At 44.2% G+C, this 24,416-nt stretch carries 22 protein-coding genes; 8 read left to right on the top strand and 14 right to left on the bottom strand.

Annotated elements, in window-relative coordinates; genetic code table 11:
• Window positions 1–293: 293 nt before the first annotated feature.
• The 4 genes from purH to prmA form a co-directional block, all read right to left on the bottom strand.
• The gene (purH, locus tag AV939_RS19210) at window positions 294–1,892 is read right to left on the bottom strand and encodes a bifunctional phosphoribosylaminoimidazolecarboxamide formyltransferase/IMP cyclohydrolase (RefSeq protein ID WP_061998080.1); all 1,599 of its coding nucleotides are present in this window, start codon (window positions 1,890–1,892) and stop codon (window positions 294–296) included.
• A gap of 81 nt (window positions 1,893–1,973) precedes the next feature.
• Window positions 1,974–2,267: a DNA-binding transcriptional regulator Fis gene (gene fis / locus AV939_RS19205; RefSeq protein ID WP_012520109.1), complete on the bottom strand. Its 294-nt coding sequence runs from the start codon at window positions 2,265–2,267 to the stop codon at window positions 1,974–1,976.
• 30 nt (window positions 2,268–2,297) lie between these two features.
• Window positions 2,298–3,296, bottom strand: a complete 999-nt coding sequence (gene dusB / locus AV939_RS19200; RefSeq protein WP_061998079.1) for a tRNA dihydrouridine synthase DusB — start codon at window positions 3,294–3,296, stop codon at window positions 2,298–2,300.
• Window positions 3,297–3,531: 235 nt separating this feature from the next.
• Entirely contained in the window at window positions 3,532–4,413 is an 882-nt protein-coding gene (gene prmA / locus AV939_RS19195) for a 50S ribosomal protein L11 methyltransferase (protein ID WP_061998078.1), read from the bottom strand.
• 276 nt (window positions 4,414–4,689) lie between these two features.
• Here prmA and AV939_RS19190 point away from each other — a divergent pair, with 276 nt between their 5' ends.
• Window positions 4,690–5,448, top strand: a complete 759-nt coding sequence (locus AV939_RS19190; protein WP_057795326.1) for a substrate-binding periplasmic protein — start codon at window positions 4,690–4,692, stop codon at window positions 5,446–5,448.
• Between the two features lie 263 nt (window positions 5,449–5,711).
• Window positions 5,712–7,361: an amidase gene (locus AV939_RS19185; RefSeq protein WP_061998077.1), complete on the top strand. Its 1,650-nt coding sequence runs from the start codon at window positions 5,712–5,714 to the stop codon at window positions 7,359–7,361.
• 90 nt (window positions 7,362–7,451) lie between these two features.
• Here the strand turns inward: AV939_RS19185 and AV939_RS19180 are convergent, their stop codons facing one another.
• From AV939_RS19180 to AV939_RS19170, 3 genes are all read right to left on the bottom strand, one after another.
• Entirely contained in the window at window positions 7,452–7,745 is a 294-nt protein-coding gene (locus AV939_RS19180) for a high-potential iron-sulfur protein (protein ID WP_061998076.1), read from the bottom strand.
• Between the two features lie 256 nt (window positions 7,746–8,001).
• A complete protein-coding gene (locus AV939_RS19175; protein ID WP_057795330.1) occupies window positions 8,002–8,700 on the bottom strand; it encodes a flavin reductase family protein in 699 nt (232 codons plus the stop codon).
• Window positions 8,693–8,884, bottom strand: a complete 192-nt coding sequence (locus AV939_RS19170; RefSeq protein WP_061998075.1) for a CPXCG motif-containing cysteine-rich protein — start codon at window positions 8,882–8,884, stop codon at window positions 8,693–8,695. Before AV939_RS19170 ends, AV939_RS19175 begins: the two co-directional genes overlap by 8 nt.
• A 202-nt stretch (window positions 8,885–9,086) precedes the next feature.
• On the opposite strand from AV939_RS19170, the gene AV939_RS19165 reads away from it, so the two are divergent.
• Together AV939_RS19165 and AV939_RS20420 are read left to right on the top strand one after the other, a co-directional pair.
• The gene (locus AV939_RS19165; RefSeq protein WP_061998074.1) at window positions 9,087–11,219 is read left to right on the top strand and encodes an exonuclease domain-containing protein; all 2,133 of its coding nucleotides are present in this window, start codon (window positions 9,087–9,089) and stop codon (window positions 11,217–11,219) included.
• Between the two features lie 159 nt (window positions 11,220–11,378).
• Window positions 11,379–11,669, top strand: a complete 291-nt coding sequence (locus AV939_RS20420) for a TIGR03643 family protein (protein WP_372619658.1) — start codon at window positions 11,379–11,381, stop codon at window positions 11,667–11,669.
• A gap of 4 nt (window positions 11,670–11,673) precedes the next feature.
• Here AV939_RS20420 and AV939_RS19155 read toward each other — a convergent pair whose 3' ends face one another.
• The 7 genes from AV939_RS19155 to AV939_RS19125 form a co-directional block, all read right to left on the bottom strand.
• The gene (locus AV939_RS19155) at window positions 11,674–12,117 is read right to left on the bottom strand and encodes a hypothetical protein (protein WP_061998073.1); all 444 of its coding nucleotides are present in this window, start codon (window positions 12,115–12,117) and stop codon (window positions 11,674–11,676) included.
• A gap of 254 nt (window positions 12,118–12,371) precedes the next feature.
• The gene (locus AV939_RS19150) at window positions 12,372–13,310 is read right to left on the bottom strand and encodes a hypothetical protein (RefSeq protein WP_057795337.1); all 939 of its coding nucleotides are present in this window, start codon (window positions 13,308–13,310) and stop codon (window positions 12,372–12,374) included.
• A gap of 456 nt (window positions 13,311–13,766) precedes the next feature.
• Window positions 13,767–15,110, bottom strand: a complete 1,344-nt coding sequence (accC, locus tag AV939_RS19145) for an acetyl-CoA carboxylase biotin carboxylase subunit (protein ID WP_057795338.1) — start codon at window positions 15,108–15,110, stop codon at window positions 13,767–13,769.
• Between the two features lie 14 nt (window positions 15,111–15,124).
• Entirely contained in the window at window positions 15,125–15,589 is a 465-nt protein-coding gene (gene accB / locus AV939_RS19140; RefSeq protein ID WP_013786606.1) for an acetyl-CoA carboxylase biotin carboxyl carrier protein, read from the bottom strand.
• A 14-nt stretch (window positions 15,590–15,603) separates the two neighbouring features.
• Window positions 15,604–16,044 carry a type II 3-dehydroquinate dehydratase gene (gene aroQ, locus AV939_RS19135; RefSeq protein ID WP_057795342.1) on the bottom strand — a complete coding sequence of 147 codons (441 nt, stop codon included), beginning with the start codon at window positions 16,042–16,044 and terminating at the stop codon, window positions 15,604–15,606.
• 275 nt (window positions 16,045–16,319) lie between these two features.
• On the bottom strand, window positions 16,320–17,171 hold the full coding sequence (locus tag AV939_RS19130) for a M23 family metallopeptidase (protein WP_082746086.1): 852 nt from the start codon (window positions 17,169–17,171) through the stop codon (window positions 16,320–16,322).
• Window positions 17,172–17,220: 49 nt separating this feature from the next.
• The gene (locus tag AV939_RS19125; protein ID WP_061998072.1) at window positions 17,221–19,092 is read right to left on the bottom strand and encodes a protein-disulfide reductase DsbD; all 1,872 of its coding nucleotides are present in this window, start codon (window positions 19,090–19,092) and stop codon (window positions 17,221–17,223) included.
• Between the two features lie 202 nt (window positions 19,093–19,294).
• On the opposite strand from AV939_RS19125, the gene AV939_RS19120 reads away from it, so the two are divergent.
• The 4 genes from AV939_RS19120 (at window position 19,295) to AV939_RS19105 (ending at window position 24,333) form a co-directional block, all read left to right on the top strand.
• The gene (locus AV939_RS19120; protein WP_061998071.1) at window positions 19,295–19,804 is read left to right on the top strand and encodes an FxsA family protein; all 510 of its coding nucleotides are present in this window, start codon (window positions 19,295–19,297) and stop codon (window positions 19,802–19,804) included.
• A 219-nt stretch (window positions 19,805–20,023) separates the two neighbouring features.
• Window positions 20,024–20,314, top strand: a complete 291-nt coding sequence (locus AV939_RS19115) for a co-chaperone GroES (protein WP_013786601.1) — start codon at window positions 20,024–20,026, stop codon at window positions 20,312–20,314.
• A 40-nt stretch (window positions 20,315–20,354) separates the two neighbouring features.
• Window positions 20,355–21,995, top strand: coding sequence for a chaperonin GroEL (gene groL, locus AV939_RS19110; protein WP_057795355.1), 1,641 nt, complete (start codon window positions 20,355–20,357; stop codon window positions 21,993–21,995).
• 568 nt (window positions 21,996–22,563) lie between these two features.
• Window positions 22,564–24,333, top strand: coding sequence for a putative bifunctional diguanylate cyclase/phosphodiesterase (locus tag AV939_RS19105; protein ID WP_197427686.1), 1,770 nt, complete (start codon window positions 22,564–22,566; stop codon window positions 24,331–24,333).
• Window positions 24,334–24,416: the final 83 nt, after the last annotated feature.

Raw genomic sequence — 24,416 nt, 5'->3', positions numbered from 1 at the left:
TCAACTGCAACTGTAGAGCCTAGATATCAAAAGAGGGGAAGTGAATGCCAGTACTAAACCCTCGATGGCATGGATACCACAGCGGAGCCCTTCACCTATCTCTAACCCGCTATCTGTTTCCAAAGCACAGCACGCAATAAGCTAGCAAGGTGTAGTAGTGAGTACGAGGGGGGAGCCCTCCACGGCAAGGATGCCGTGGCGGAGCCCCCATGGACGGGTTTACGGCGTGCTCCAAACTCGTACTCGCTTACTGCATCATTTAGCTTCTTACGCAGCTAATACATCATATTTTCTTAATGGCGGAAGTGGCGCATTCCAGTGAACACCATGGCGATGCCGTGTTCGTCGGCTGCATCAATCACTTCTTGGTCGCGCATTGAGCCACCAGGCTGAATGACTGCTTTAATACCAGCTTCTGCGGCAGCATCAATGCCATCGCGGAATGGGAAGAAAGCGTCAGATGCCATTACAGAGCCTGCTACTTCTAGGTTTTCATCAGCGGCTTTAATACCTGCAATTTTTGCAGAATATACGCGGCTCATTTGACCTGCGCCCACACCCACTGTCATACCGTCTTTACAATATACAATGGCGTTAGATTTTACGTATTTGGCAACTTTCCAGCAGAACATCAAATCACGAAGTTCGTCATCTGAAGGCTTAAGTTTGGTGACTACTTGAAGGTCTTCCATTTCAACCATGCCAAAATCGCGCTCTTGCACTAGCAGCCCGCCGTTAACACGTTTGAAGTCGTAACCGTCTGTTAGTTGACCAGCCCAATCACCACACGCTAATAAGCGTACGTTTTTCTTCGCGCTAACAATGTCTTTTGCTTCGTCGCTAACAGTTGGTGCAATAATCACTTCTACAAACTGACGATCCACAATCGCTTGTGCCGTTTTCGCATCTAACTCGCGGTTAAACGCAATAATGCCGCCAAACGCAGAGGTTGGGTCGGTTTTAAACGCGCGGTCGTAGGCAGACAAAATGTCTTCGCCAATAGCGACACCACAAGGGTTAGCGTGCTTAACAATAACGCAAGCTGGCTCTTCAAATTCTTTAACACATTCTAGGGCAGAGTCGGTGTCGGCAATGTTATTGAACGACAATTCTTTACCTTGAAGCTGAGTAGCAGTAGACACTGATGCTTCTTGAATGTTGTTTTCAACGTAGAAAGCGGCACTTTGGTGGCTGTTTTCACCGTAACGTAAATCTTGTTTTTTGCTAACTTGAACGTTGAACGTACGCGGGAATTCGCTGTGTTCATGGCCGCAGTCATCTTCGCAATCAGCAGTATCGATACGCGCGCCAAAGTAGTTAGCAATCATGCCGTCGTATTCGGCAGTATGCTCAAACGCTTTAATGGCCAGGTCGAAACGGGTTTTGTAAGTCAATGAACCTTCGTTTGCTTCCATTTCAGCAAGAACGCGGCCGTAGTCGGCAGCTTTAACAACAATGGTTACATCTTTATGGTTTTTAGCCGCAGCGCGAACCATGGTAGGGCCGCCAATATCGATATTTTCAATAGCGTCTTCTAACGTGCAATCGTCGTTAGCCACTGTTGCAGCAAATGGGTAAAGGTTCACTACCACCAAATCGATTGGAGCAATGTTGTTTTCGTCCATTACCGCTTCATCAATACCACGACGAGCCAAAATGCCGCCATGAATTTTAGGGTGAAGGGTTTTAACGCGGCCAGCCATAATTTCTGGGTGGCCTGTGTGATCAGACACCTCTGTTACTGGTAAGCCAGCTTCAGCGATGAGTTTAGCAGTACCGCCCGTCGACAGAAGTTCTACCCCAGCGTTATGCAGCGCGGTGGCGAAATCGAGGATACCGGTTTTATCAGAGACACTTAATAGAGCACGTTTAATGGGTTTTGGTGTTTGCATAAAATATAAGCTTCAAAGTTAAGAGTGGTGAAACAAAAAGAGCACCTGTAGGTGCTCTTCGGTGGGCTAGGCCCGGTGATTTTAGTTCATGCCGTACTGCTTCAGCTTTTTGCGAAGCGTGCCACGGTTGATTCCCATCATAATGGCAGCGCGGGTTTGGTTGCCGCGGGTGTAAGTCATAACTTCTTCCAGCAGCGGGGCCTCAACTTCGGCCAGTACCATTTCGTATAAATTATCGATGTTGGCGTTGTCCAGTTGCTTCAAGTATTTATTAACCGCTTGCTTTACTGAGTCACGAAGTGGCTTTTGTGCTTGCGTCTGAGAAGGCGTAGTTACTGTAGTAGTAAAAGGTGAAGTCACGTTTTGATCGAACATAATACTGTCTTGCTCTTAAGTTAGTCATTACTATGCTGCAGGAGAAATCTGTCGGGTTTCTCGATTCTGCAGCGCTTCAAAATAAGCGTTTAGTGCTTCAAGTTGCGCTGACGCATCCTCGATAGCGTTGAACGATTTACGAAATTGACGATCCGTATCGTGTTCCGAGAGATACCAGCCCACATGTTTGCGAGCAATTCTTACACCGGCGACTTCACCGTAGAAGCTTTGTACATTAGCGACGTGCTCGTGCAAAATCTCATACTGTTCAGACAATGGTGGTGGCGTTAGGTTCTCGCCAGTTTCTAGGTAATGCAGGATCTCTTTGAAGATCCAAGGATTTCCTTGAGCACCGCGACCTATCATCACACCATCTGCACCGGTACAATTCAGTACCTGTTGTGCTTTTTCAGGAGAGGTAATGTCTCCGTTGGCAATTACGGGTATTGAAATTGCCGCCTTGATACGACGAATAGTGTCGTACTCCGCCTCTCCTTTGTACATACAAGCTCGCGTTCTACCATGAACAGCCAGTGACTGTATGCCGTTTTGCTCAGCAATGCGGGCTATCTCAACCCCATTGCGGTTATCGGTATTCCAGCCGGTACGAATTTTAAGTGTTACAGGAACATCAACAGCGTTAACTACCGCTTTAATGATTGATTCCACCGTACTCGGGTACTGAAGCAACGCGGAACCTGCCAGTTTCTTATTCACCTTTTTGGCTGGACAACCCATGTTGATGTCGATGATTTGCGCACCATTTTCAACATTAAATTGTGCCGCTTGGGCCATAAGCTCTGGATCAGCGCCTGCAATCTGTACAGAACGAATACCTTCTTCGCCCTCATGATTCATTCGTGCTTGTGATTTTGCGGTATTCCATACCTTTGGATTGCTAGAAAGCATTTCCGATACCACAAGCCCCGCACCCATACGTTTACATAGTTGACGAAATGGACGGTCAGTCACGCCAGCCATTGGTGCTAGCATCAAATTGTTGTCTAACGTGTAGGAACCAATTCGCATATTTCGCCATCTAGAACTGCACAGAATTTATACACCCGGCTAAAACGGGGCGCTAAGTGTACGTGTTTTCGCAATACTTGAAAAGGCTAAAAATCACACAAAATTTCACTCTATGGGCTTGACAGTGAAAAAAAACTGTAACATTAGCTATCTATCACTGTTTTGCAGAGTGAGTTTTGTGCAATTCTCTTAAAGGCCGCGAATTGAAAGGCATTGAAAGACAAAAAATTTACATTTAAGCGAACTTTTTGCCAGACACTCGTGCCCATTCTCCATCAATCGCACTCTCGTCAAGGGTGAAATCGCGGGAGTAGGCAGCTTCAATTTTGGTTACTTGTTCAGCAAGAATGCCCGAAAGGACGAGAAAGCCCGACGGTTTGCAGTAAGATGAAATAACATCTTGAAGTTCTAGAAGTGGCCCAGACAATATATTCGCCATCACTACATCGGCCTCTAGTGTGGGCTGATCAGCGGGCAAGAATACATCCAGTCTATCTTCAACACCGTTACGGCGTGCATTTTCTTGTGTGGCTTGAAGGGCTTGTGGGTCGATATCAATAGCAACTACCCGTTTAGCACCTAATTTAAGTGCCGCTAGGGCTAAAATGCCTGAACCACAACCAAAATCCACAACCACTTTATCGGCAACGTCTATACCGTCTAACCAACGCAAGCAAAGGGCAGTAGTAGGGTGAGTACCCGTTCCAAAGGCAAGACCCGGGTCTAGCATAACGTTAACGGCATTAGGGTCTGGCACATCACGCCAGCTCGGGCAAATCCATAAACGAGTGCCAAATTGCATGGGGTGGAAGTTATCCATCCACTCACGCTCCCAGTCTTTGTCTTCAAGGGGTTCTAGTTTGTATTTAAAATCTGAACCTAGAATGCGCGCTTTGCCTAATCGTTTGATGATGGCTTTCATGTCATCGGTGGCCTCAAATAGGCCGACGACTTGCGTGTCTGGCCACAGCATAATCTCGCCAGGCTTGGGCTCGTACATAGGCGTGTCTTTCGCATCTACGTAGGTTACAGCTTGCGAACCGTTAGCACTAAGCATATCGCCAATCGATTCAGCATATTCTGAGGAGGTATTTATTCGTAACTGTAGCCAGGCCATATTCACACATGTTCAAAGAGTTTGACTGTATTGTACCGCTTGGCTAATTAAAGCGAAATCATAATGCTGGTAGTAACGCGTGAATTAGCCGTTCGTTTTAACGTTTTATTCAATATTTCTACGTGAAAGCGTCTTTTTTCATCAAACTTAAGTATAAATCGCATGTTTGTTAGTTATTGTTTTTAATGGGTTTTTAAAATCATTAAGTCTTTTGGCGAATGGTTATTTATTGGCAAGTGTTTATAGTTAATACGTGTTCCATTACCATTTCGCCTTATGCATTATATTGTTGTACTTTTAATTATTTTGTTCTCTTCACACGCCGCATTTGCAAAGCAAATTGATGTGGTCGTGGGTTGGACAAAACCTCCCTATGTTATCTCAGAACAAGATTCAGGCTTTGAGTTAGAACTAGTGCGGGCAATATTGCTAGAAATGGGGCATGAAATGTCGCCTATTTACGTTCCCTTTGGCCGTACCGCCAGCCTAGTGAAAAAAGGCGGGGTGGATATAGGGCTAACCTTAAACTCTGGCCACGATATTGACCCAGCTATACTGACTGATGCCTACGTGTATTATCAAAATGTTGCGGTAAGCCGTACTGACAGAAACTTGGAAATTAACGAAATAGAAGACTTACTCGGCCATAGCGTGATTGCTTTTCAAACGGCAATATCGGTATTAGGTGAAGAGTTTAAAAATACGTTAGCCCATCAAAAAAACTATATGGAGCTTGCTCAACAAGAAAGGCAGGTTAATTTGCTATTGCTTGGCAGTGTGGATGTTGCGGTGCTTGATAGAAATATTTTTCAATACGCTAAGCATCAGTTGCCTTTCGAAAAGCAACACGACACAAAAATACATGAATTATTTCCTGTTTCCTCCTACAGTGCGGCCATTCCTGACGAGCAATTAAGAAACGAGTTTAATAGCGTATTGGCTCAATTTATAAAAGACGGGCGCTACCAATCTTTACTTGATGAATTTGGTCTATTTAATTTTATTGAAGAACAGCCGGCTAAAAATCTGAATTAAGCTACATTGAATACTTGTTCCTCGCGGTTTTTTACTCAACACCTTCAAGCTTCCCGCCTCATAAATAATCCCATAACCCATGCCCCTAAATCACAGCCCCAAGGCTCGTATTTCTAACTGTTATGTCTTCATATGTCGCGTTTGCCGAATAAAATGAAGGGTTGAACCGAGTTAGCAACGTATTGCGTAGTAATCGTTTCTATGCACTACTAAGATATTCAAAACTAAAATGCAGATATCTTAAGAACCTGGGGATGAACCACATGAGGGTTACGCTTTTTTACGCCGCCGCTATATTACTTTGCACAGCATGTGCACCATCGCAGCCGACCACAAAAGATGTGTCTGTTGAAAATTCAGACGAAGGTGCTGTTTCTGCATCTATTTCGTCTTGGTTAGATAAATCTGCGTTAGAGCAAGCACAAGCTATTGCAGAAGGTGAGTTGTCGTCTGAGGCACTAGTGCAAGGCTATCTTGCTCGCATCGAAAAGCTTGATGGTGATGTGAATAGTATTTTGGCACTTAACCCCAATGCTATTGAAGAGGCAAAAGCGGCTGATTTGGCACGTAAAAATAGAATGCGAAAAGGGCCGCTGTTTGGTCTGCCTGTTTTACTGAAAGACAATATTGAAACCAGCGAGCTACCCACTACCGCAGGCGCGATGGCGCTTGTTAATAATGATACAAAGCGAGATGCCCCTATTGTGGCTCGCCTAAAAGCTGCGGGCGCCATTGTGTTAGGCAAAACTAATCTATCTGAATGGGCTAATTTTCGGTCTGAATCTTCTATTAGTGGTTGGAGCGCCGTAGGCGGGCTAACCCGAAACCCGCATATGTTATCTCGTAGTGCGTGCGGGTCTTCTTCTGGCTCTGGTGCTGCTATGGCATTGCGTTTAGCATCTTTAGCGGTGGGCACTGAAACCAACGGTTCTATTATTTGCCCTTCTTCAATGAACGGTATTGTAGGTTTTAAACCCACCGTTGGGCTATTGTCGCGTACGCACATTGTACCTATCTCGTATACCCAAGATACCGCAGGGCCCATGACCGCAAACGTTAACGATGCATGGTTAATGGCTTCAGTGATGGCAGGTGTAGATCCCAAAGACAGCGCAACGAAAGACGCAACCACGCATATGCTTAGTGCGCCGCAGCAAAGTATGTTAGCAACCGATTTGAAAGGCGTGCGCGTTGGCGTTGTGCGATATCGTCAAGGTGATAACCCTCATGTGCTTTCTACTTATGAAAAAGCCTTAAGTAGCTTAACCGCCGCAGGTGCTGAACTGGTGGAAATTAGCGATTTCAAACAACCTGAAAGCTTTTGGGCAGACTCTTATCAAGTGTTACTCAGCGAGTTTCATTACACGTTAAACGAATACCTTGAAAGTAGCCCCGCTGATATTCCCGTTCGCAGCTTGTCGGAGCTTATCACTTACAATCAAGCAATCACTCGAGAGCTCGCGCTATTTAATCAAGATATATTCGAAAAAGCCGTGAACACCGACGATACCAAAAGCCAAAAATACACCTCAGCCCTAGCGCTAGTGAGGAAAACCGCTAGACAGAATGGTATTGATGCCTTAATGGCAGAGCATAAGGTAGATGTGCTCGTTGCACCTTCAAATAGCCCCGCTTTTCTGATTGATGGCGTGTATGGCGATCACTCCCCAATGGGCTTCATTGGTATTGGGTATTTGGCGGCTATTGCAGGTTATCCGCACCTTACTGTGCCAGCGGGTGAGGTTAAAAATCTTCCGGTGGGGATCAGCTTTATTGGCAAGCAATGGGACGACGAAAAAGTGTTACGCATTGGCAGTATATTTCAAGCGAAGCATGGGGCATATATAAAGCCTGGTTTATTACCAAGCCGCTTACATAACCCCGAGTTGTTAGAGGCTGTGGAAGGGTTGTAGTTAGTTTAAATAGCTTAATTTAATGGCAAAAAAGCCTCGGTGTCGCTTCACACATGAGCGAGACCGGGGCTTTTTCAATAATTCACGTTATTAGCCTGGGCGTTTAACCCACGCACTACACCAACCATTGGCGTTGACCAATTTGTTAGGGAATATGGCACAAGGGCGGTGTTGTTCGCCGTCGGCACCTTGAATGTACATGCAGTTATTACATTTAGCACCGTCCACAGTAGACGCCGCAGTGTAGTTTAATGCTTTTGCGCTTGGATCATCTGTTTGTAATTGTTCTTGCGCATTAGCACGTAACGCAACGCTTCCTAACGTTAGGCCTATCAAAGATGTACCTGACAATTTCAGAAAGTCACGACGGTTTACAGACTTCATAATTCTCTCCAATTGAGATAATAACGATAATGATTCTTTTTTACTCAGCGCCTAAAACGCAAAAACCTGCCGCAAGGCAGGTTTTGAATATTCTAATTATACTATAACCCGTGGCGTTTGGATCTAACACAAAGCAATAAAGATTTGTTGATATAGATTAACTGTTGCCACCTGAACAACGCCTGAACAGCTAACAAAATCAATGTTATATGGCATATACGTACTGTTAATCTATGCGCCAGTTGCTAAACATGAATTATTTTTTAGTTATGCTCGCCTTTGTTAAAGGCTCGTTGGGTTTAGCATAAGCATATTGGGCTATCTTATGCGTACTATGATAAGTGTCTAGCCCCGAAATGCACGAGGTTTGCAATGATTCAATATCAACATAACCATCTTCGGCGATAGCATTTTTTGGATTGGTATTTTCAGAGTCAGCACTCGGGGCATTGCTTCGGTCAGTAATAAAGACCTCTTGAATTTCACCTATAATCATTTCGGTTTGATTACACAGTGTAAAATGCTGTTCTACTTTCAACCCCATCTTTACTGCGCTTTCTTTAACGTAAGGCGCGCTGAATGTGTCACTAAACCAGGGCGTTAGCCCAACCTCTTCAAACTCGCTCACACCATTATCGTACCGCGCAGAGGTTTGATGTGCTTTGTCAGTCCAGCTCGTGTGGACATGATTCAACGTGAACATACCTTGCTGCTTAATATTAGACAGAGAATCTCTCTGTACAGTATGCGGACGCATAATAATGCCCAGCAATGGTGGGTTAGCTCCCACATGAACCACAGAGCTAATAATCGCTAAGTTGTTGACTCGGCCATCGGTAGTACCAAGCAAAGAGGAAGATTTAAAACCTGATAAGCTATTTATAAAGTTGGCGCGATATCGTTGTGGCAGTGCATTGATGTCTTGCAACGAAAAGTGGGTACCGCTATCAGGCATTTTCCTGCTCCGCAATAATATTTAAGTCTTCGCCTTGTTGATAGACGCCAAGTTCAATAGGTTGGCAACATACTTGGCAATCAAGTACCTGCACCTGATCAACATCATTAACCTCGTCAATTTCTACATCATTGGCTGCCATGCAATATGGGCAAGAGAATTCCATCGATCTCGTTAAGCTCATGATTTCCTCGTAGGTGAATTAAGTTGTGATAGTTATTACGAGTAAAGTAGAAAACTGGATTGACTGCCAACTTAAGCATTGTGACTTACCAAGCCACTACGCAAAAGCCCGTGCCCCCACGCATGAAATAAAAAGGGAAAAGGTTGAACAATAGGGCTGTATAAATATACACTAATTAAGTATGCAATAGTTTGGTTTTATAATGCGAAAAGATTTGCCACCACGATATTACTTAGCCCACTTTTTTGAATTCTTAGCGTTCTTTAAAGGGGCGAATGCTGCGTTGTTAAGCGATAATGCGCGTGATTTTATAGAAAGCTTTAACCAGTTAGATGCTGATAAGCAATGCATCATCGTGCGTGCGGCCAATCGCAAGTATGCGGTTATTGATAGGTCGCAATTTAGCTACGCCGAAATAGCCAATCCTCAGTATCAAATTGATGAGTTGGTGGATGCCAACTGGTTTGGCGACTTGCAGCATGCTTCATTGCAAGATATTGCAGGGGTTCTCACCAAAGACGCTATTCTAAAACTGCTAAGTGAATATGGCGCTACCCAAGGTTTGGCTTCATTAACCAAACCTGTACTTGTATCGCGCTTAGAAGCCTGCATCAATCAGCATGGTTGGCCTGAAGGGCTAAATGAGCATACCTACTTAGTGTGTTTGTTTGATGCACCGCTAAAATTTTTATTATTCCTTTATTTTGGCAATACCAAAGGTAGGCTAAATCAATTCTCTATGCGCGACTTAGGCGTCATGCGTACGCGGGGCGATTCGGTGTCAGACATTACTCGTTTTGACAGCAAAGCCGATGCTGAAGCGGCGTGGTTCTTTGCTAATCATTTGGAAAAGCTTCCCTTCCTTTCTATTTCGCAAGCAAGTGCATTAGCCCAAGAAACCTTCCCCAACAGCGATGGCGTATCGGCCATGTTCTATCGCGATCAATTTCTCTATGCGTTAGCGTTGAAGCTATTAGGAGAGTATCGAGAGCAGGCCCTTCTTTTATTGTCTAGCGCCGATAGCGACAAAGCGAAAGAAAAATGGATTAGAGAGAGCTATAAAGATGGCAATGTGGACAGCGTTAAAGAAGTGCTAGAACTTATTATCGACTCACCGCCATCAGATACATTGCTTGCGTTCGCTGAAGATTTTTACGCTAGAAAGTACCATAAAAAGCGCACCAGTGCGGTGACCGATATGCTTAGAAATGCCAGCCGTACTATTGATATTGATGTTAGTCAGAATCAACAGGTAGAGCGCGGCGTTTTAGCTCACTATAAACGCTTGGGAATTGCGGGGTGGCGTACAGAAAACCGATTATGGCGCAGCTTGTTTGGGCTAACCTTTTGGGCACAGTTATATGAAGAAGATACGTTAGTCACTGAGTTTGACAGGCGGCCACTGTCGCTTAAACAAAACAACTTTTATGCGCGTTTTGGTAGCAGTATAGAAGCTTTATTTGAACGGTTAGATAGCAAAGAGAAATTTCGTCATCACGTTCACAAAATGGCGACAGCCCACTATGGCAAAGTGAATAGCTTATTCATGTGGAGCAGCCACTTGCTTGAACCTATCGATGCTCTTATCAAGCACGGCGAGCTTAGCGCCATCGTTAACCTGCTTCGAATGATGAGTGAAGATTTTGCCTCTTTAAGCGACGGCTTCCCTGACATTATGGTGTTTGATGAAAAGCTGCGCTTTGAAGAAGTGAAAGCGCCGGGTGATCAGTTAAGACGCAATCAATTGGTGTCTATTCAGAGGTTGCAACGCGCAGGGTTTGAAGTTGCCGTTACTACAGTAAATTGGCATCGCGATCCTAACCAGCCCTATGTGGTGGTTGATATTGAAACCACAGGCGGCAACAACAGCTACAATCGAATTACTGAAATTGGCATGGTGAAAATTGTTGCGGGCGAAGTGGTAGATACTTATCAAACCTTGATTAACCCGCAGCGAAGAATTCCGGCTACCATCACACGTCTTACCGGTATTTCTGATGATATGGTGGCTGATGCCCCATTATTTGTAGAAGTCGCTGAAAGTATTGCTAGCTTTACCGACGAGGCGGTATTTGTGGCGCACAACGTTAATTTTGATTATGGCTTCATTAAACAGGAATTTGCACGGTTAGAGCTTCCTTTCAAACGGCCTAAGCTGTGTACGGTAAGAGAAATGCGAAAGGTAAACCCAGGGCTACCTTCATATTCATTGGCAAACCTTACGCGGCATTTCGATATTAAAATGGAGCAGCATCACCGCGCGCTCTCCGACGCAAAAGCGGCCGCAGCTTTACTTGATATCATTCTAACGATGTCTGCTGGGAAGATTAAATAAATGTAAGGTTAGGTAAGGCTAGGTAAGGTGAACATTTTTTCTATATTAGCGTAGAAGTAGTGTTAAATAACAAGAGCCAGCAGCATGCGATATATCGAAGAGCAACATACAGAAGAGCGTGCTCCAAAAGAGCGCCCGTCAAAAGAGCATCCAACAGAGATTTATCCCTTAGAACGTCAGACAAAAGGGCGGCTTACCGAGGTTGAGCAATCTCGCGTTATTGAAATGGCGTGGGAAGATAGAACCCCTTTTGAGGCAATCGAAACCTTATATGGCTTGTCTGAAAAAGAGGTGATCAAACTGATGCGCCAGAATTTAAAGCATAAGACATTTAAAAATTGGCGAGCAAGGGTGTCTGGACGCAAAACCAAACACAAAATTTTACGTCCAGCTGGCGTAGAAAGAGGGTATTGCCCTTCTCAATACAAACCTAAGAGTGCGAATAAGTAACCTACTATTCCGCTGGCTTCAACGGCTTCACGGCTGTGACTGGCAGTAGCAGCATCATGAGTTGCTGACGCCAAGGAACGGGGAACAACGCCGTAGAGCCGTCTTCCGCAGACTTAGCTTCTGAAATTTGCTGTTTATAGGCTTTATAGTAAGGGCAGCTTTCTTTAAGGCTTTCAATACGACTTAACACCGAGTCGATAAAAGTAGCAGGACTACGTTGGGTGTTCTGCTTTAAATCTAATACCAGTTCACGCAGAACATAGGCTTCCCATTCAGCTCGGTATTCTCGTTCTAGCTTGCTAGGGTCGTGGGAAAGCTCTGCCATTTCTTGTTGTAACTTCACTTCGTTTTCGGGCTTGTCGTAAAGCACACGCAAAGCAAGCAATACGTCGATAGACAAGCGTGAAACAGGAAGTTGGGATTTTAGTTCTTCGTAGCGTTTGGGCACCTTGTTAACCTTTTTACCTAAGTGGTAAATATTGAAAAATGAGCGGTAATCGATAGCGCTTACTGTTAGTAAACACTACCATACTTCAGTAAGCTGCTACAGTAAATGACCGTGCTAACAAGCGGTTATGCGAATTAAAAAAACGTAATGCGATGTTGCTGAACTTAAGTGTGTGGCACAAACGTATTAAATAGTGCACTGTCAAAGTGCGTACGCGTTCTTGCTGTTTGGCCCATCATTTTGATGGGCCCTTTTTATTGCTCAAATGACACCTTTATGCCCGCAAGTAGCCTACTAACGCTGTCTACCACATCTGCACGAATAAACCACTCTGTGTCATCAATAAGCGTAATGTCACCGCTTATTTCAGCTGAAGCGCCATGCCCCGTTCCTAAAAAATCTTCAGTTAACTCAGCCCTAGGACCAAATCCTTCACTCACATAAGAGTAGTGAGAAAAGTAGGATAAAGGATAGTTACCCATGCTGGTTTTTCCGCTTAAACCAATAACAAACTTTGAACTTGAAGATGACAGCTGTTGCACAGACTCAACGAACAAGGTGTGAGATGGCGTGTATTGCCAGCGATATTCACCTCGAATGAAGTTGCTGTCAGTCATACGCTCTACACTTAGTTCGTAGCTGTGGGTCTGCCCCATTTTTGCTGAGTATTCTAATTCAACATAGTTGAGCTGATGGAAGCTATCAAACGCACTATTTGCATTGGTATTATCAAGCTCGCCAATAACCAGTTCTATTTCGCTGTCCTTTTGCAGGGCATAAACACTGCGCATGCCTTTGATCCAGCCGTCTTTAGACAGCCCTGACGAAGAAACGCGGCCTTTATAAGTGGGTATTATTCCTGCCTCCATTTTTCCATCAGAAAATTCATAGCGTAAATATAAACGCCTAGCGTAAAGGTAGTCTGACGTGTCGCTGCCAAAGGTATTGTGGCTTGACGCAAAAGACTGCCCAGTTACTACAAAGCTGTTTAACGACCACGCATCGTCGGAGGAGAGGGAAAGAGAAGGGTAATAACGCATTCTATACTGGCTTCTATGATCTCGGTCTGAGCGCTCGTCAAAACGAACTTGCATATCAAGCTTTTGTGAAAAGCTTAAGCGTTCCCCAAAGGCATTGGTGGATATGGAAAATAAGAGAACAACAAGTACCGCCGCGTTATCAACCCATTTCATTTCAGTAGCGTCCAATTCATCTATATGTAAATTAATCCTAACCAGCTTATACGAAATAAAGGGGAACTAGGGTAACTATTTGTGATGAAAAAACTGAAAAAAAAGCCGGCGAAAGGCGCCGGCTAAAGACTGGAGGTGGACTCCAATGAGGGTAAACACATAAAACACAACTAAAGTTTCAATAGCAGGGAGGGCTAGGAAACTGAGTTCAGTATATGCCCGCACTCCTCATTTGAAAAACCTTAAAACTTGATTGTTCTAATCGTAAAAACAGAATGAACTATGTGAAATTTGATAGCTTAAGCGAAGGCAGTAAACCGCACGGCAAAACGGTACAGCTACTAGCGAATACTTTAAGTAGCTTGGGAATATATTGTAGAAAAAGTGAGGAACAGAAGTGAATGGGGGGAGATAAAATCAGTGCTATGCAAAGCACGGCACTGATTTTTGATGCTGTTAGGCTATGCCTAGTTTCTTTTCAAGGTAGTGAATATTTGTTCCACCCGCAAAGAAGTTTTCGTCAGCCATAATGGAGCGCTGTAAAGGAATGTTGGTTTTTATCCCTTCAATGACTAGCTCATCTAAAGCGTGGCGCATTCTGGCAATCGCTTCGTCGCGACTTTCACCAAAGGTAATCAACTTACCAATCATGGAGTCGTAGAAAGGCGGCACCGTGTAGCCAGCATAAATATGAGATTCCCAACGAATACCTAAACCGCCTGGCGAGTGGAAAATATCAATAGTGCCTGGGCTTGGGATAAAGGTTTTAGGATCTTCAGCATTAATTCGACATTCAATAGCGTGGCCACGAATTTGAATTTGCGATTGGTCGATAGACAGAGGTTGACCAGCTGCAATACGCAGTTGTTCTTTAATTAAGTCAACGCCGGTAATCATTTCTGATACTGGGTGCTCAACCTGAATACGGGTGTTCATTTCAATGAAATAGAACTCGCCGTTTTCATACAAGAATTCAAACGTACCTGCACCGCGATAACCAATTTCTACACAAGCACGACGACAACGATCGCCAATCTTATTACGCATTTGCTCAGAAATACCAGGTGCTGGTGCTTCTTCTACCACTTTTTGGTGGCGACGCTGCATAGAACAGTCACGTTCACCTAAGTGAATCGCATTGCCTTGGCCATCGGCTAAAATCTGAATTTCCACATGACGTGGATTTTCTAAGAATTTTTCCATGTACACGGTAGCGTTACCAAATGCCGCGCCCGCTTCAGCTTGCGTGGTTTCAATGGCACTAATAAGTTCCGCTTCACTGCGAACCACACGCATACCACGACCACCGCCGCCGCCAGCTGCTTTAACAATAATTGGGTAACCGATGCGTTTAGCAATCGTTTTATTTTTATCATTATCGCCAGTAAGCGGGCCGTCTGAGCCAGGTACACAGGGTACGCCAGCTTTCTTCATGGCACTAATTGCCGACACTTTATCACCCATCAGGTTGATGGTGTCTGCTGTTGGACCAATGAAGATAAAGCCACTTTTTTCAACTGCCTCAGCAAAGTCGGCGTTTTCTGCTAAAAAGCCGTACCCTGGGTGAATAGCAATAGAATTTGTGACTTCAGCTGCCGCAATAATGCGAGGGATATTTAAGTAGCTTTCGGTTGCTGAGGCTTTACCGATACAAATCGACTCGTCTGCCAGCAACACGTGCTTTAAGTTTTTGTCTGCCGTGGAGTGTACCGCAACGGTTTTGATGCCAAGCTCTTTACAGGCACGCAAAATACGAAGGGCAATTTCACCACGGTTTGCAATGAGTACTTTATCTAGCATAGTACGAAGCCTGCTTATTCAATGATGAACATGGGTTGATCAAACTCTACTGGGTCTTGGTTATCTACCAGTATTGCTTTAACCACACCAGATTTGTCTGATTCGATTTGGTTCATCATCTTCATCGCTTCGATAATACAAAGCGTGTCGCCTGCATTAACCGTTTGACCCACTTCGGCAAATGGTTTTGCAGTAGGTGAAGATGCGCGATAGAAAGTTCCTACCATTGGCGACTTAACCACATGGCCTTCTGGCGCTGCAGGTGCTGCTGCTTGAGCAGGTTCAGCCGCCGCAACAGGTGCTGGAGCAGGAGCTGGCGCCGCATGAGCTGGTGCAGCAAAGCTATAGTTCATTGGCGCTTGAACGCCAGTTGGGCCGCGATGAATTCGAACAGACTCTTCGCCTTCAGTGATCTCAAGTTCGGCGATGCCAGACTCTTCCACTAATTCGATGAGTTTTTTGATTTTTCTAATATCCATGTTCAGTCTCTACGTTAATTTTTTGATTGCGGTAAATTGATGGCGGCGGTCAGGGCTAGTGAATAGCCAATGGCACCAAGGCCAACAATGACGCCTGCCGCAACATCTGAGAAATATGAGTGATGTCGAAATGATTCACGGGCATGAACATTCGACAGGTGTACTTCAATAAACGGGATATTGACACTTAACAACGCGTCGCGAAGCGCAACGCTGGTATGAGTGAAAGCAGCGGGGTTAATAATAATTGCGTCGATATTACCCATAGACTGATGAATACGGTCGATAAGCGCATGTTCTGCGTTCGACTGAAAATGGGTAAGGGTGGCATCAGACGATTTTGCCTGCGCGCTCAGATCATCAACGATGTTCTGTAACGTTTGTGTGCCATACTTATCGGGTTCACGTTGTCCTAACATATTTAGGTTAGGGCCGTTCAGTAACAAAATATTCATTAAAGTTGCTGCTATCTTCGGGAAAAAGTCAGTGTATTTGCCATTTCAACAAAATTTTATGACAGTTGCACGAAAAAAAGACAATTAATCCGGTCGTTTATTCATTTAGACGTTGATTATAGAGATAGTGAAAGATTTCGCAGCAAAATACTGGTCTAATCAGGTGTTTTCGACGCAAAGTTCTCTTTCCAATATATGCGTGATCACAGGTGTGAGGCGGTGTATAAGAAAGTGCGTATGTAAATTTTATGTGATGCTAATATGAATAGTGGAGCTCATTCGAGTTCATTTTTTAACGTAAAAGGCACCGACATATACCTTCCTTCGTACTTCGCCTTATACACGGCGAAGTGCAAATGGGGCAGTGATGAAAACCCCGTATTACCAGAATAACCAATGAGCTCTCCAGCTTTCACCTTTTGCTCTCTTGTTACCACCACACCTTTATATTTCAAATGATAATATTCGCCTGTGGTGCCATCGCTGTGCAGTATGGCAACAAAATTTGCGTGCTTAGCAAACCGCTTGGAAGCGCCACCCAATTGACCATCATCTTTTGTATCTATGACTACACCATTACGAGCGGCGAACACGGGAGTGCCAACCGGCGCCGCAAAATCTAATGCATAGCGAGAAGCGCCTGTATGGCTATAGCCCCCACCAAAACCTTGTACTACGGGGTAATTACTAGCTGGGCGCAGCGGCGGCAAATAAATCACTTCATCATTGTGCACAGCATTCAGCACTCCTGAAGTCCAGCTTACTTTCATTGAGTGCCAAAACCGTCGCGGGCTTTTTACTACCCCCATTAAAATAGGGTCATCGTCGTTTAAAAATACGCTGGATGTCGACCCGGGCGTAAGCCCACTGGTTGGTAAAGTAGACGCAAGCCCACTGGCTGATAACGTAAGCACAAGAGGCAGCGGTATCTTTCGCTGGGCATAAACTTCATAGTTGCCATTTGTGGGCGGCGAAATACTAATACAAAATCGATTAGCATCGTAGCAACCAAGCGCCTGGGTTGTCAGGTTTTGCTTCACGGTCTCTTGCGCCAATAGCGTTTTAGATGGCACGCACAAGGTAAGAATGAACAAAAGCGCGAGTGAAAACTGAGGCATTTGGGGCATAGCTCACCCTTGAATTACGGCGAAGTGTAATCACTCACCAATCATAATGTTAAAACGTATTTTCAACATGTTCAGCAAAGGCTGGCGCTTTCATAAATCCGGTTACCCGAGACTGCGTTAGCTCATTACCGCTTTCATCGAAAAATAAAATAGTTGGCAGCCCAAGAATAGAAAATTCTTCCTGAAAGGCCGTATTATTGGCAGAGGTATCGGTTAAATCTATCTGCATCCACACGGTATTATTAAGCGCATTAATAACATTAGGATCAGGGAAGGTGTATTTTTCAAACTCTTTACAGGCCGCACACCAATCGGCGTACAAGTCCACCATCACCGTTTTGCCTTGTGAATTGGCTGTCGCAATTTGTTGGCGTAAATCATCTAAATTCTCAACGACAATAAATGTTGGATGAGCCTGTTGGCTGTGCTGCGTGGCAGTGTCTTCAGATGAAGTAAGGGTGTTATAGGCTAGCAGCGCACTGGCGAACAAACCTGCCGCAATAACCAACGTTCGCACGTACTTCAAAATGCCTTTTTGGCTCGCTTCGTTTACCACAAAATAATAACCAAATGCCCCTAAACCTAGGGCTGCCCACAGCAAGTTAATGTATTCGCTAGACCATGCTTTGGGCCACAAACGCTCTACAAATACGATGGCCACCGACAGCATCATAAATCCAAATGATACTTTTACCACGTTCATCCATTGACCCGCTCTTGGTAGTAATTTAGAACCGGTGATCCCAAATATAACAAGAGGAACACCCATGCCAATACTCAACACATAAAGCGATATGAAGCCAAGAGTTAAGTCGCCGCTTTGAGCAATAAACAATAAAATGCCGGTTAATGGCGCCGTAGTGCATGGCGAGGCAATTAGCCCCGATAACGCACCCATAGCGAATACACCCGCCATGCTGCCAGGCGTTTGGTTGTTACTTAAATTAGTTAAGCGGGTTTGCCATTTTGCAGGAAGTTGAAGCTCGTATCGGCCAAACATGGCTAACGCCAGCAGAACAAAAATGCCAATAAAAATACCCAAAATAAGCGGATGTTGAAGAGCTGCCTGAAACTGCATACCCGCCGACGCCACAACTAAGCCTAATATAGAATAGGTAATGGCCATACCCTGAACATAAATAAACGTAAGCCAAAATGCGTTACTGGTTTTGGCTTTTTTACCCTGGCCAATCACAATACCAGACACGATGGGGTACATCGGAAATACGCAGGGCGTAAAGGCAAGGCCAATACCTAATACAAAAAATAGTACTAAGGTAAGGGCTAGGTTTTCTTTGTTAATAAGCTTATCGGCTAGCGAATATTGAGAGGCTTGTGGAGTGTTCTGTACGTCCTGAGAGCGGCTTTCAATATCCAACGTGGTTGAGTTAGTGCTGCCGATAGAAGCATCTGCAATGGCGGTTAAATACACCGTTTTAATATTCGGAGCATAACAAAGCCCCGCATCGGCGCAGCCTTGATAGCGTATTTTTACAATACCGTCGTCGGTGGCCTGAGTAATAGGAACGGTTAACGTGACTTCATCATAAAATACTTCCGACTCACCAAAGTATTCATCTTCAATGATAACACCTTCTGGATAATGCGGTTCGCCGATGGCGGCTTGCTTAGCCACTAACTTGAATTGCTTTTTATAAAGGTAATAGCCCTCGGCAATGGTAAAGGTAAGGCTTAGAGTGTCGTCAGCTTGATTAAAGTCGAAGGCAAAGGCTTGGTCTACTTTTAAGAATTCTTCTTGGTTACTGAACACATCATCAAACCCACCCAAGTTCTGACTTGAAGGTTGAGTTGAAGTCTGAGGTGACGACTGTGCTGTAGTTTGCGCATAGCTAGGCAGCGCAAGCGAGGCTAAAAGTAGGCAACATGCGACAAAAGAGAACAAACGGGTGATGTACTTCATATAACGACTTTCTTTATCCTAAAGCTGTTGGCCGGTAAAAAAACAAGACCGAGATGTATACGCTATTCTTTCACAAACCCAGTTTAACACAGCTACCGTCGGTCGCTTGAGTTTGCGACTTAACCCAAAGCGTTGCACCTTTGCTTGTTATTGTGGTCTTTACCCCAATACTATTCTATGACTAGATGAAAGAGGAAATGTTGTGCGGTTTTTATTTTTATTGTTTGCCATATTACCCATAGTAGAAATTGCCCTATTAGTTCAAGTGGGCGGGATAATTGGTGGCTGGAATACCATTGGGCTAGTGATATTAACGGCATTCATTGGTGCTTACTTTGTTAAGCGCGAAGGTATAGCAACGTTACAAACCGCACAGGCCAAAATGCAGCGTAACGAATTGCCAGGCAAAGAGATGGTAGAAGGCCTAATGCTGGTAGTGGCGGGTATTTTATTGGTTACCCCAGGCCTAATTACTGATGTTCTTGGATTTATGTTTGCCTTGCCAGGTTCACGCCACCTTATTGCTTCGCAGCTGAGTAAGCATATGAAACTGCGTGTGGTTACCCAAGCTGGCGGCGCACAGTACAACCCGTTCGAAAACCCATTTAATCAGCAACAGTCTGGTCAACCAGGTAGTTCAGACAATGGCGATGTGTTTGAAGGTGAATTCTCAGACAAAACCCAAAATGATGCAGATAAACGCCTTAAGTAATGTGTGCTTTTGGCCTTGAGTGCAAGCTTTGAGCATTAAAATCAATTTTTTTACATTTTTTTGCTCAAAAACCCTTGAACTTGCATGGCTACTCCCCCATTTATCCTCGCAGACACGATTTTAACTGCTCGGTAACGAGCAACCCAAGCATACGACATACAAATCATTGTGTGTCGACAATCATTAACTTGAATAGTGAAATTTTCAGGAGACTTGAAAATGGCAATTCGTCCTTTACACGACCGCGTAATCCTTAAACGCGCAGAGCAAGAAAGCAAATCTGCAGGCGGTATCGTTCTGACTGGTTCAGCAGCAGAAAAATCTACACGTGGCGAGATCATCGCTGTAGGTAACGGCCGCATCCTAGAAAATGGCGATGTTAAAGCGCTAGACGTTAAAGTTGGCGACACCGTTATTTTTAGCGAAGGCTACGGCGTTAAAACTGAAAAGCTGGATGGTGAAGAAGTTCTGATCCTAAGCGAAAGCGACATTCTTGCGATTGTTGAGTAATTACAACTAACGTTAAACGAATTAAGAGAGGAATTTAATCATGGCAGCTAAAGAAGTACGTTTTGGTAACGACGCTCGTACAAAAATGCTTAAAGGCGTAAACACGCTAGCAAACGCAGTGAAAGTTACACTAGGTCCTAAAGGCCGTAACGTAGTACTAGATAAGTCTTTCGGCGCTCCTACCATCACTAAAGATGGTGTATCTGTAGCCAAAGAAATCGAACTTGAAGACAAGTTTGAGAACATGGGCGCGCAGATGGTTAAAGAAGTGGCGTCTAAAGCGAACGATGAAGCGGGTGACGGTACAACTACTGCAACTGTTTTAGCACAAGCTATTATCACAGAAGGTCACAAGTCTGTAGCAGCAGGCATGAACCCAATGGATCTTAAGCGCGGTATCGACAAAGCTGTTATTGCAGCGGTTGAAGAACTTAAAGCGCTTTCTACTGATTGTGCTGACAGCAAGTCAATTGCTCAGGTTGGTACTATCTCTGCTAACTCTGATTCAGAAGTTGGCGACATCATTGCTCAAGCAATGGAAAAAGTAGGTAAAGAAGGCGTCATTACCGTTGAAGAAGGTCAAGCACTTCAAAACGAACTAGACGTTGTTGAAGGTATGCAGTTTGATCGCGGTTACCTATCTCCTTACTTCATTAACAACCAAGAAAACGGTACTGTTGAGCTAGACAGCCCTTTCATCCTATTGGTTGATAAGAAAATTTCTAACATCCGTGAGTTGCTTCCTACCCTTGAAGGCGTAGCAAAAGCAGGTAAGCCACTGATGATTATTGCTGAAGATGTTGAAGGCGAAGCCCTAGCTACATTAGTAGTAAACAACATGCGCGGTATCGTTAAAGTAGCTGCTGTTAAAGCACCAGGCTTTGGCGACCGTCGTAAAGCAATGCTTCAAGACATCGCTATCCTAACGGGTGGTACGGTTATCTCTGAAGAGATTGGTCTAGACCTTGAAAAAGTAGAGCTAGAAGACCTTGGTACTGCTAAGCGCGTAGTTATCAACAAAGACAATACCACTATTGTTGATGGTAACGGCGACGAAGAAGCAATTGAAGGCCGTTGTGCTCAAATTAAAGGTCAGATTGAAGACTCTTCTTCAGACTACGACAAAGAAAAGCTTCAAGAGCGTTTAGCTAAGCTTTCTGGTGGTGTTGCAGTAATTAAAGTTGGTGCAGCTACCGAAGTAGAAATGAAAGAGAAGAAAGATCGTGTTGAAGATGCACTTCATGCAACTCGCGCCGCGGTTGAAGAAGGCGTGGTACCTGGTGGTGGTGTTGCGCTAGTTCGTGCAGCAGCTAAGCTTGCTAGCCTAACTGGCGAAAACGAAGACCAAACAGTAGGTATTAAGCTTGCACTACGTGCAATGGAAGCGCCTCTACGTCAAATCGCTAGCAACGCCGGTGCAGAAGCATCTGTTGTGGTTAACGAAGTGAAAAATGGCGACGGTAACTACGGTTACAATGCGGGTAACGACACGTATGGCGACATGCTAGAGATGGGTATTCTTGACCCAACTAAAGTAACGCGCTCTGCACTACAGTTCGCAGCATCAATCGCTTCACTTATGATCACGACTGAAGCCATGATTGCAGATGTACCTCAAGATGAAGCAGCGCCTGCAATGCCTGATATGGGCGGCATGGGCGGAATGGGCGGCATGATGTAATCGTCCCAAGCTTAATCGCTTGAAGGGTGTTTGTTTAAGCACCTAGATATAAAAGAAACCCTCCATTTCGGAGGGTTTCTTGTTTATACGTAAAAAAAGCGAGTTAATTACTTACCCACTCACTCTATCGATAACTCTACTACGTCTCTTCTTGCTGCTCTCTATCATAACTTCCATAGCTGATACTGGTCTTTGTTTACATGCACTGCGTATCTAATATTTAATATATGCTTTATAACAAAAATCTTAAAACTTACTGTACGTTTGCTTAAGCACGATTACCTGCTATAAATTCAGTAGTATAACTCTGAAAAATAATCGTTCGCCGCTAGCGTACATACATGGAACAGTGACTTGCTTGCAGCGAGCACGTATAAAAAGAGCAGTTTGAACAATGGATGTGAAAAACAGTGGCATAAGGAAGGCGTTACCTGTATTGACGTTTACGTTTTTTGTTTTTGCGCTAATACTCGTCTGGTGTTTTTTTACACTCAATCACAGCAATTTCTTTCATCAATTAAATGTTCGGCATTTCAAATATACGTCTGAATTAAGTGATCAAATTTCTGTGCCCGCAGAACTCTTCTCAGAACCAGACTCTGTTGAGTTAGATGATATTCGTCAAACCATTCTCAACATTCGTCAGCAACCTTTAAATTGCTTGTCGATGATTGGAAATACCGAACGTTTTATCATGAATATTATCGGTACTGAGTCGGTTATTGATATTTGTACTCGCGACGTTCAAAGTGCTAACAACTCATTGGCTGCGTTGGCTAATTATGAAGCGGGTGATATTAGTCGAAAAACATTACAAGATCAGATAGTAAAATCGCTTAGGGAGTTTAGAACAAACTCTTCTGATTTTGAGATGCCTGTCGAAAAAACCGTAAATTTTGTAGCCAACATTACCCTTTCAATTATTATTTTATCGTCAATAGTGGTGTTGTTATTCGCTGCATTTATTTCCCGCGCTGTATCTGCAGGTTTAACCAGCCGGGAAGAGGCGATGGATGCTCTGGCACAAAGTGAAAAGCGTAACAAAGCATTGGCACATACCGATACTTTAACGGGCTTGCCAAATAGAAACTTGCTTGATCACACCATCGATAAAGCCATTAATATGTCGGAGCGTAGTAACTTGCCCTTCGCAGTTATGTTTATCGATCTCGACCGCTTTAAAGATATAAACGATAGCTTAGGTCACGCGTTAGGCGACAAGCTTCTAGTCACTATGGCGCAGCGAATTTCTGATGCAATTCGTGCTACCGATGTGGTGGTTCGCTTCGGCGGTGATGAATTTGTGGCAGTTACTGATTGTTTTGAATCAATTGAAACCATTGATTTCATTGCTCATAGAATATTAGATGCTATCAGTAAACCTGTGAAGCTTGCGAATAACGACTGCTATATCACTGCCAGTATAGGTGTAGCCTGTTACCCTCAAAACGGTTCTAATTCTTCATTGCTGCTAAAACATGCTGACACTGCAATGTACCAAGCTAAAAATGCGGGCAAAAACCAATATCAAGCATTTGATAAATTATCGGCCATTAAGCAAAACCGCAAACTAAAACTGGTTAATCAGCTGCATCATGCCATTGCCAACAATGAGTTCAGCTTGGTTTACCAGCCCATTGTTAGGCTTGTCGACGGGGTTACTGTAGGGAGTGAAGCGCTATTAAGATGGACAAATCCAGATAATGAAGCCATTGGTCCAGATGAGTTTATTCCTATTGCCGAGCATTCTGGGCAAATTATCGATATTGGGAATTGGGTATTGCAACAAGCCTGTGAACAATGCAAAGCGTGGCACGAAGCAGGTGCTACGCATCATGCCATGGCAATAAATGTGTCTTCACATCAGCTTAAAGATCAGCATTTCGCGCAAAGACTCGAAGATATTCTGGCCCGCTTATCGTTGCCAGCAGAGTGTATACATATAGAGGTAACCGAGAATATCGCCATTATGGAAGAGCAAGCCTGTGTAGCATCGCTGTACAGGCTATCTGAGCTTGGTGTTCAGCTGCTACTCGATGATTTTGGTACGGGCTACTCGTGCTTAAGCTATCTTAAAAATTTACCTTTTGATGTGTTAAAAATAGACAAGAGCTTTATGCCCGCTAACAACACGATTGCCACCACCATTATTGCAATGGGACATGAGCTTGATATGGAGGTGGTAGCCGAAGGCATCGAAACCGATATGTGTTACGCAATGCTACAGAAGCTAAACTGCCAATATGGCCAGGGATATTTGTTCCAAAAGCCAGTGCCTGCTAGTGAGTTTGATATCTACAAGCATTATAAATGCAGCGTTCCTGAAGCAGTTGAATAACGTAAACTCTACGTGTTTATAATCGGTCGGCTTAGCGTATTGATGCTAAGCCAACCACTTGCTACTTACACACGAATGCGATT

The organism is Alteromonas sp. Mac1, from assembly GCF_001562125.1.
Taxonomy (GTDB): domain Bacteria; phylum Pseudomonadota; class Gammaproteobacteria; order Enterobacterales; family Alteromonadaceae; genus Alteromonas; species Alteromonas stellipolaris.
Note: the sequence above shows the minus strand (reverse complement) of the source record. Positions and strands in the feature narration are given on the sequence as shown.

What these genes read in the sequence shown, in the direction of transcription:
- AV939_RS19170 (WP_061998075.1), bottom strand. Translation starts at nt 8,884, where the DNA reads ATGAGCTTAACGAGATCGATGGAATTCTCTTGCCCATATTGCATGGCA.
- AV939_RS19185 (WP_061998077.1), top strand. Translation starts at nt 5,712, where the DNA reads ATGAGGGTTACGCTTTTTTACGCCGCCGCTATATTACTTTGCACAGCA.
- AV939_RS19125 (WP_061998072.1), bottom strand. Translation starts at nt 19,092, where the DNA reads ATGAAGTACATCACCCGTTTGTTCTCTTTTGTCGCATGTTGCCTACTT.
- dusB (WP_061998079.1), bottom strand. Translation starts at nt 3,296, where the DNA reads ATGCGAATTGGTTCCTACACGTTAGACAACAATTTGATGCTAGCACCA.
- prmA (WP_061998078.1), bottom strand. Translation starts at nt 4,413, where the DNA reads ATGGCCTGGCTACAGTTACGAATAAATACCTCCTCAGAATATGCTGAA.
- purH (WP_061998080.1), bottom strand. Translation starts at nt 1,892, where the DNA reads ATGCAAACACCAAAACCCATTAAACGTGCTCTATTAAGTGTCTCTGAT.
- AV939_RS19190 (WP_057795326.1), top strand. Translation starts at nt 4,690, where the DNA reads ATGCATTATATTGTTGTACTTTTAATTATTTTGTTCTCTTCACACGCC.
- accC (WP_057795338.1), bottom strand. Translation starts at nt 15,110, where the DNA reads ATGCTAGATAAAGTACTCATTGCAAACCGTGGTGAAATTGCCCTTCGT.
- aroQ (WP_057795342.1), bottom strand. Translation starts at nt 16,044, where the DNA reads ATGAATATTTTGTTACTGAACGGCCCTAACCTAAATATGTTAGGACAA.
- AV939_RS19180 (WP_061998076.1), bottom strand. Translation starts at nt 7,745, where the DNA reads ATGAAGTCTGTAAACCGTCGTGACTTTCTGAAATTGTCAGGTACATCT.
- AV939_RS19150 (WP_057795337.1), bottom strand. Translation starts at nt 13,310, where the DNA reads ATGAAATGGGTTGATAACGCGGCGGTACTTGTTGTTCTCTTATTTTCC.
- AV939_RS19165 (WP_061998074.1), top strand. Translation starts at nt 9,087, where the DNA reads ATGCGAAAAGATTTGCCACCACGATATTACTTAGCCCACTTTTTTGAA.
- AV939_RS19130 (WP_082746086.1), bottom strand. Translation starts at nt 17,171, where the DNA reads ATGCCCCAAATGCCTCAGTTTTCACTCGCGCTTTTGTTCATTCTTACC.
- AV939_RS19175 (WP_057795330.1), bottom strand. Translation starts at nt 8,700, where the DNA reads ATGCCTGATAGCGGTACCCACTTTTCGTTGCAAGACATCAATGCACTG.
- groL (WP_057795355.1), top strand. Translation starts at nt 20,355, where the DNA reads ATGGCAGCTAAAGAAGTACGTTTTGGTAACGACGCTCGTACAAAAATG.
- fis (WP_012520109.1), bottom strand. Translation starts at nt 2,267, where the DNA reads ATGTTCGATCAAAACGTGACTTCACCTTTTACTACTACAGTAACTACG.
- AV939_RS19115 (WP_013786601.1), top strand. Translation starts at nt 20,024, where the DNA reads ATGGCAATTCGTCCTTTACACGACCGCGTAATCCTTAAACGCGCAGAG.
- accB (WP_013786606.1), bottom strand. Translation starts at nt 15,589, where the DNA reads ATGGATATTAGAAAAATCAAAAAACTCATCGAATTAGTGGAAGAGTCT.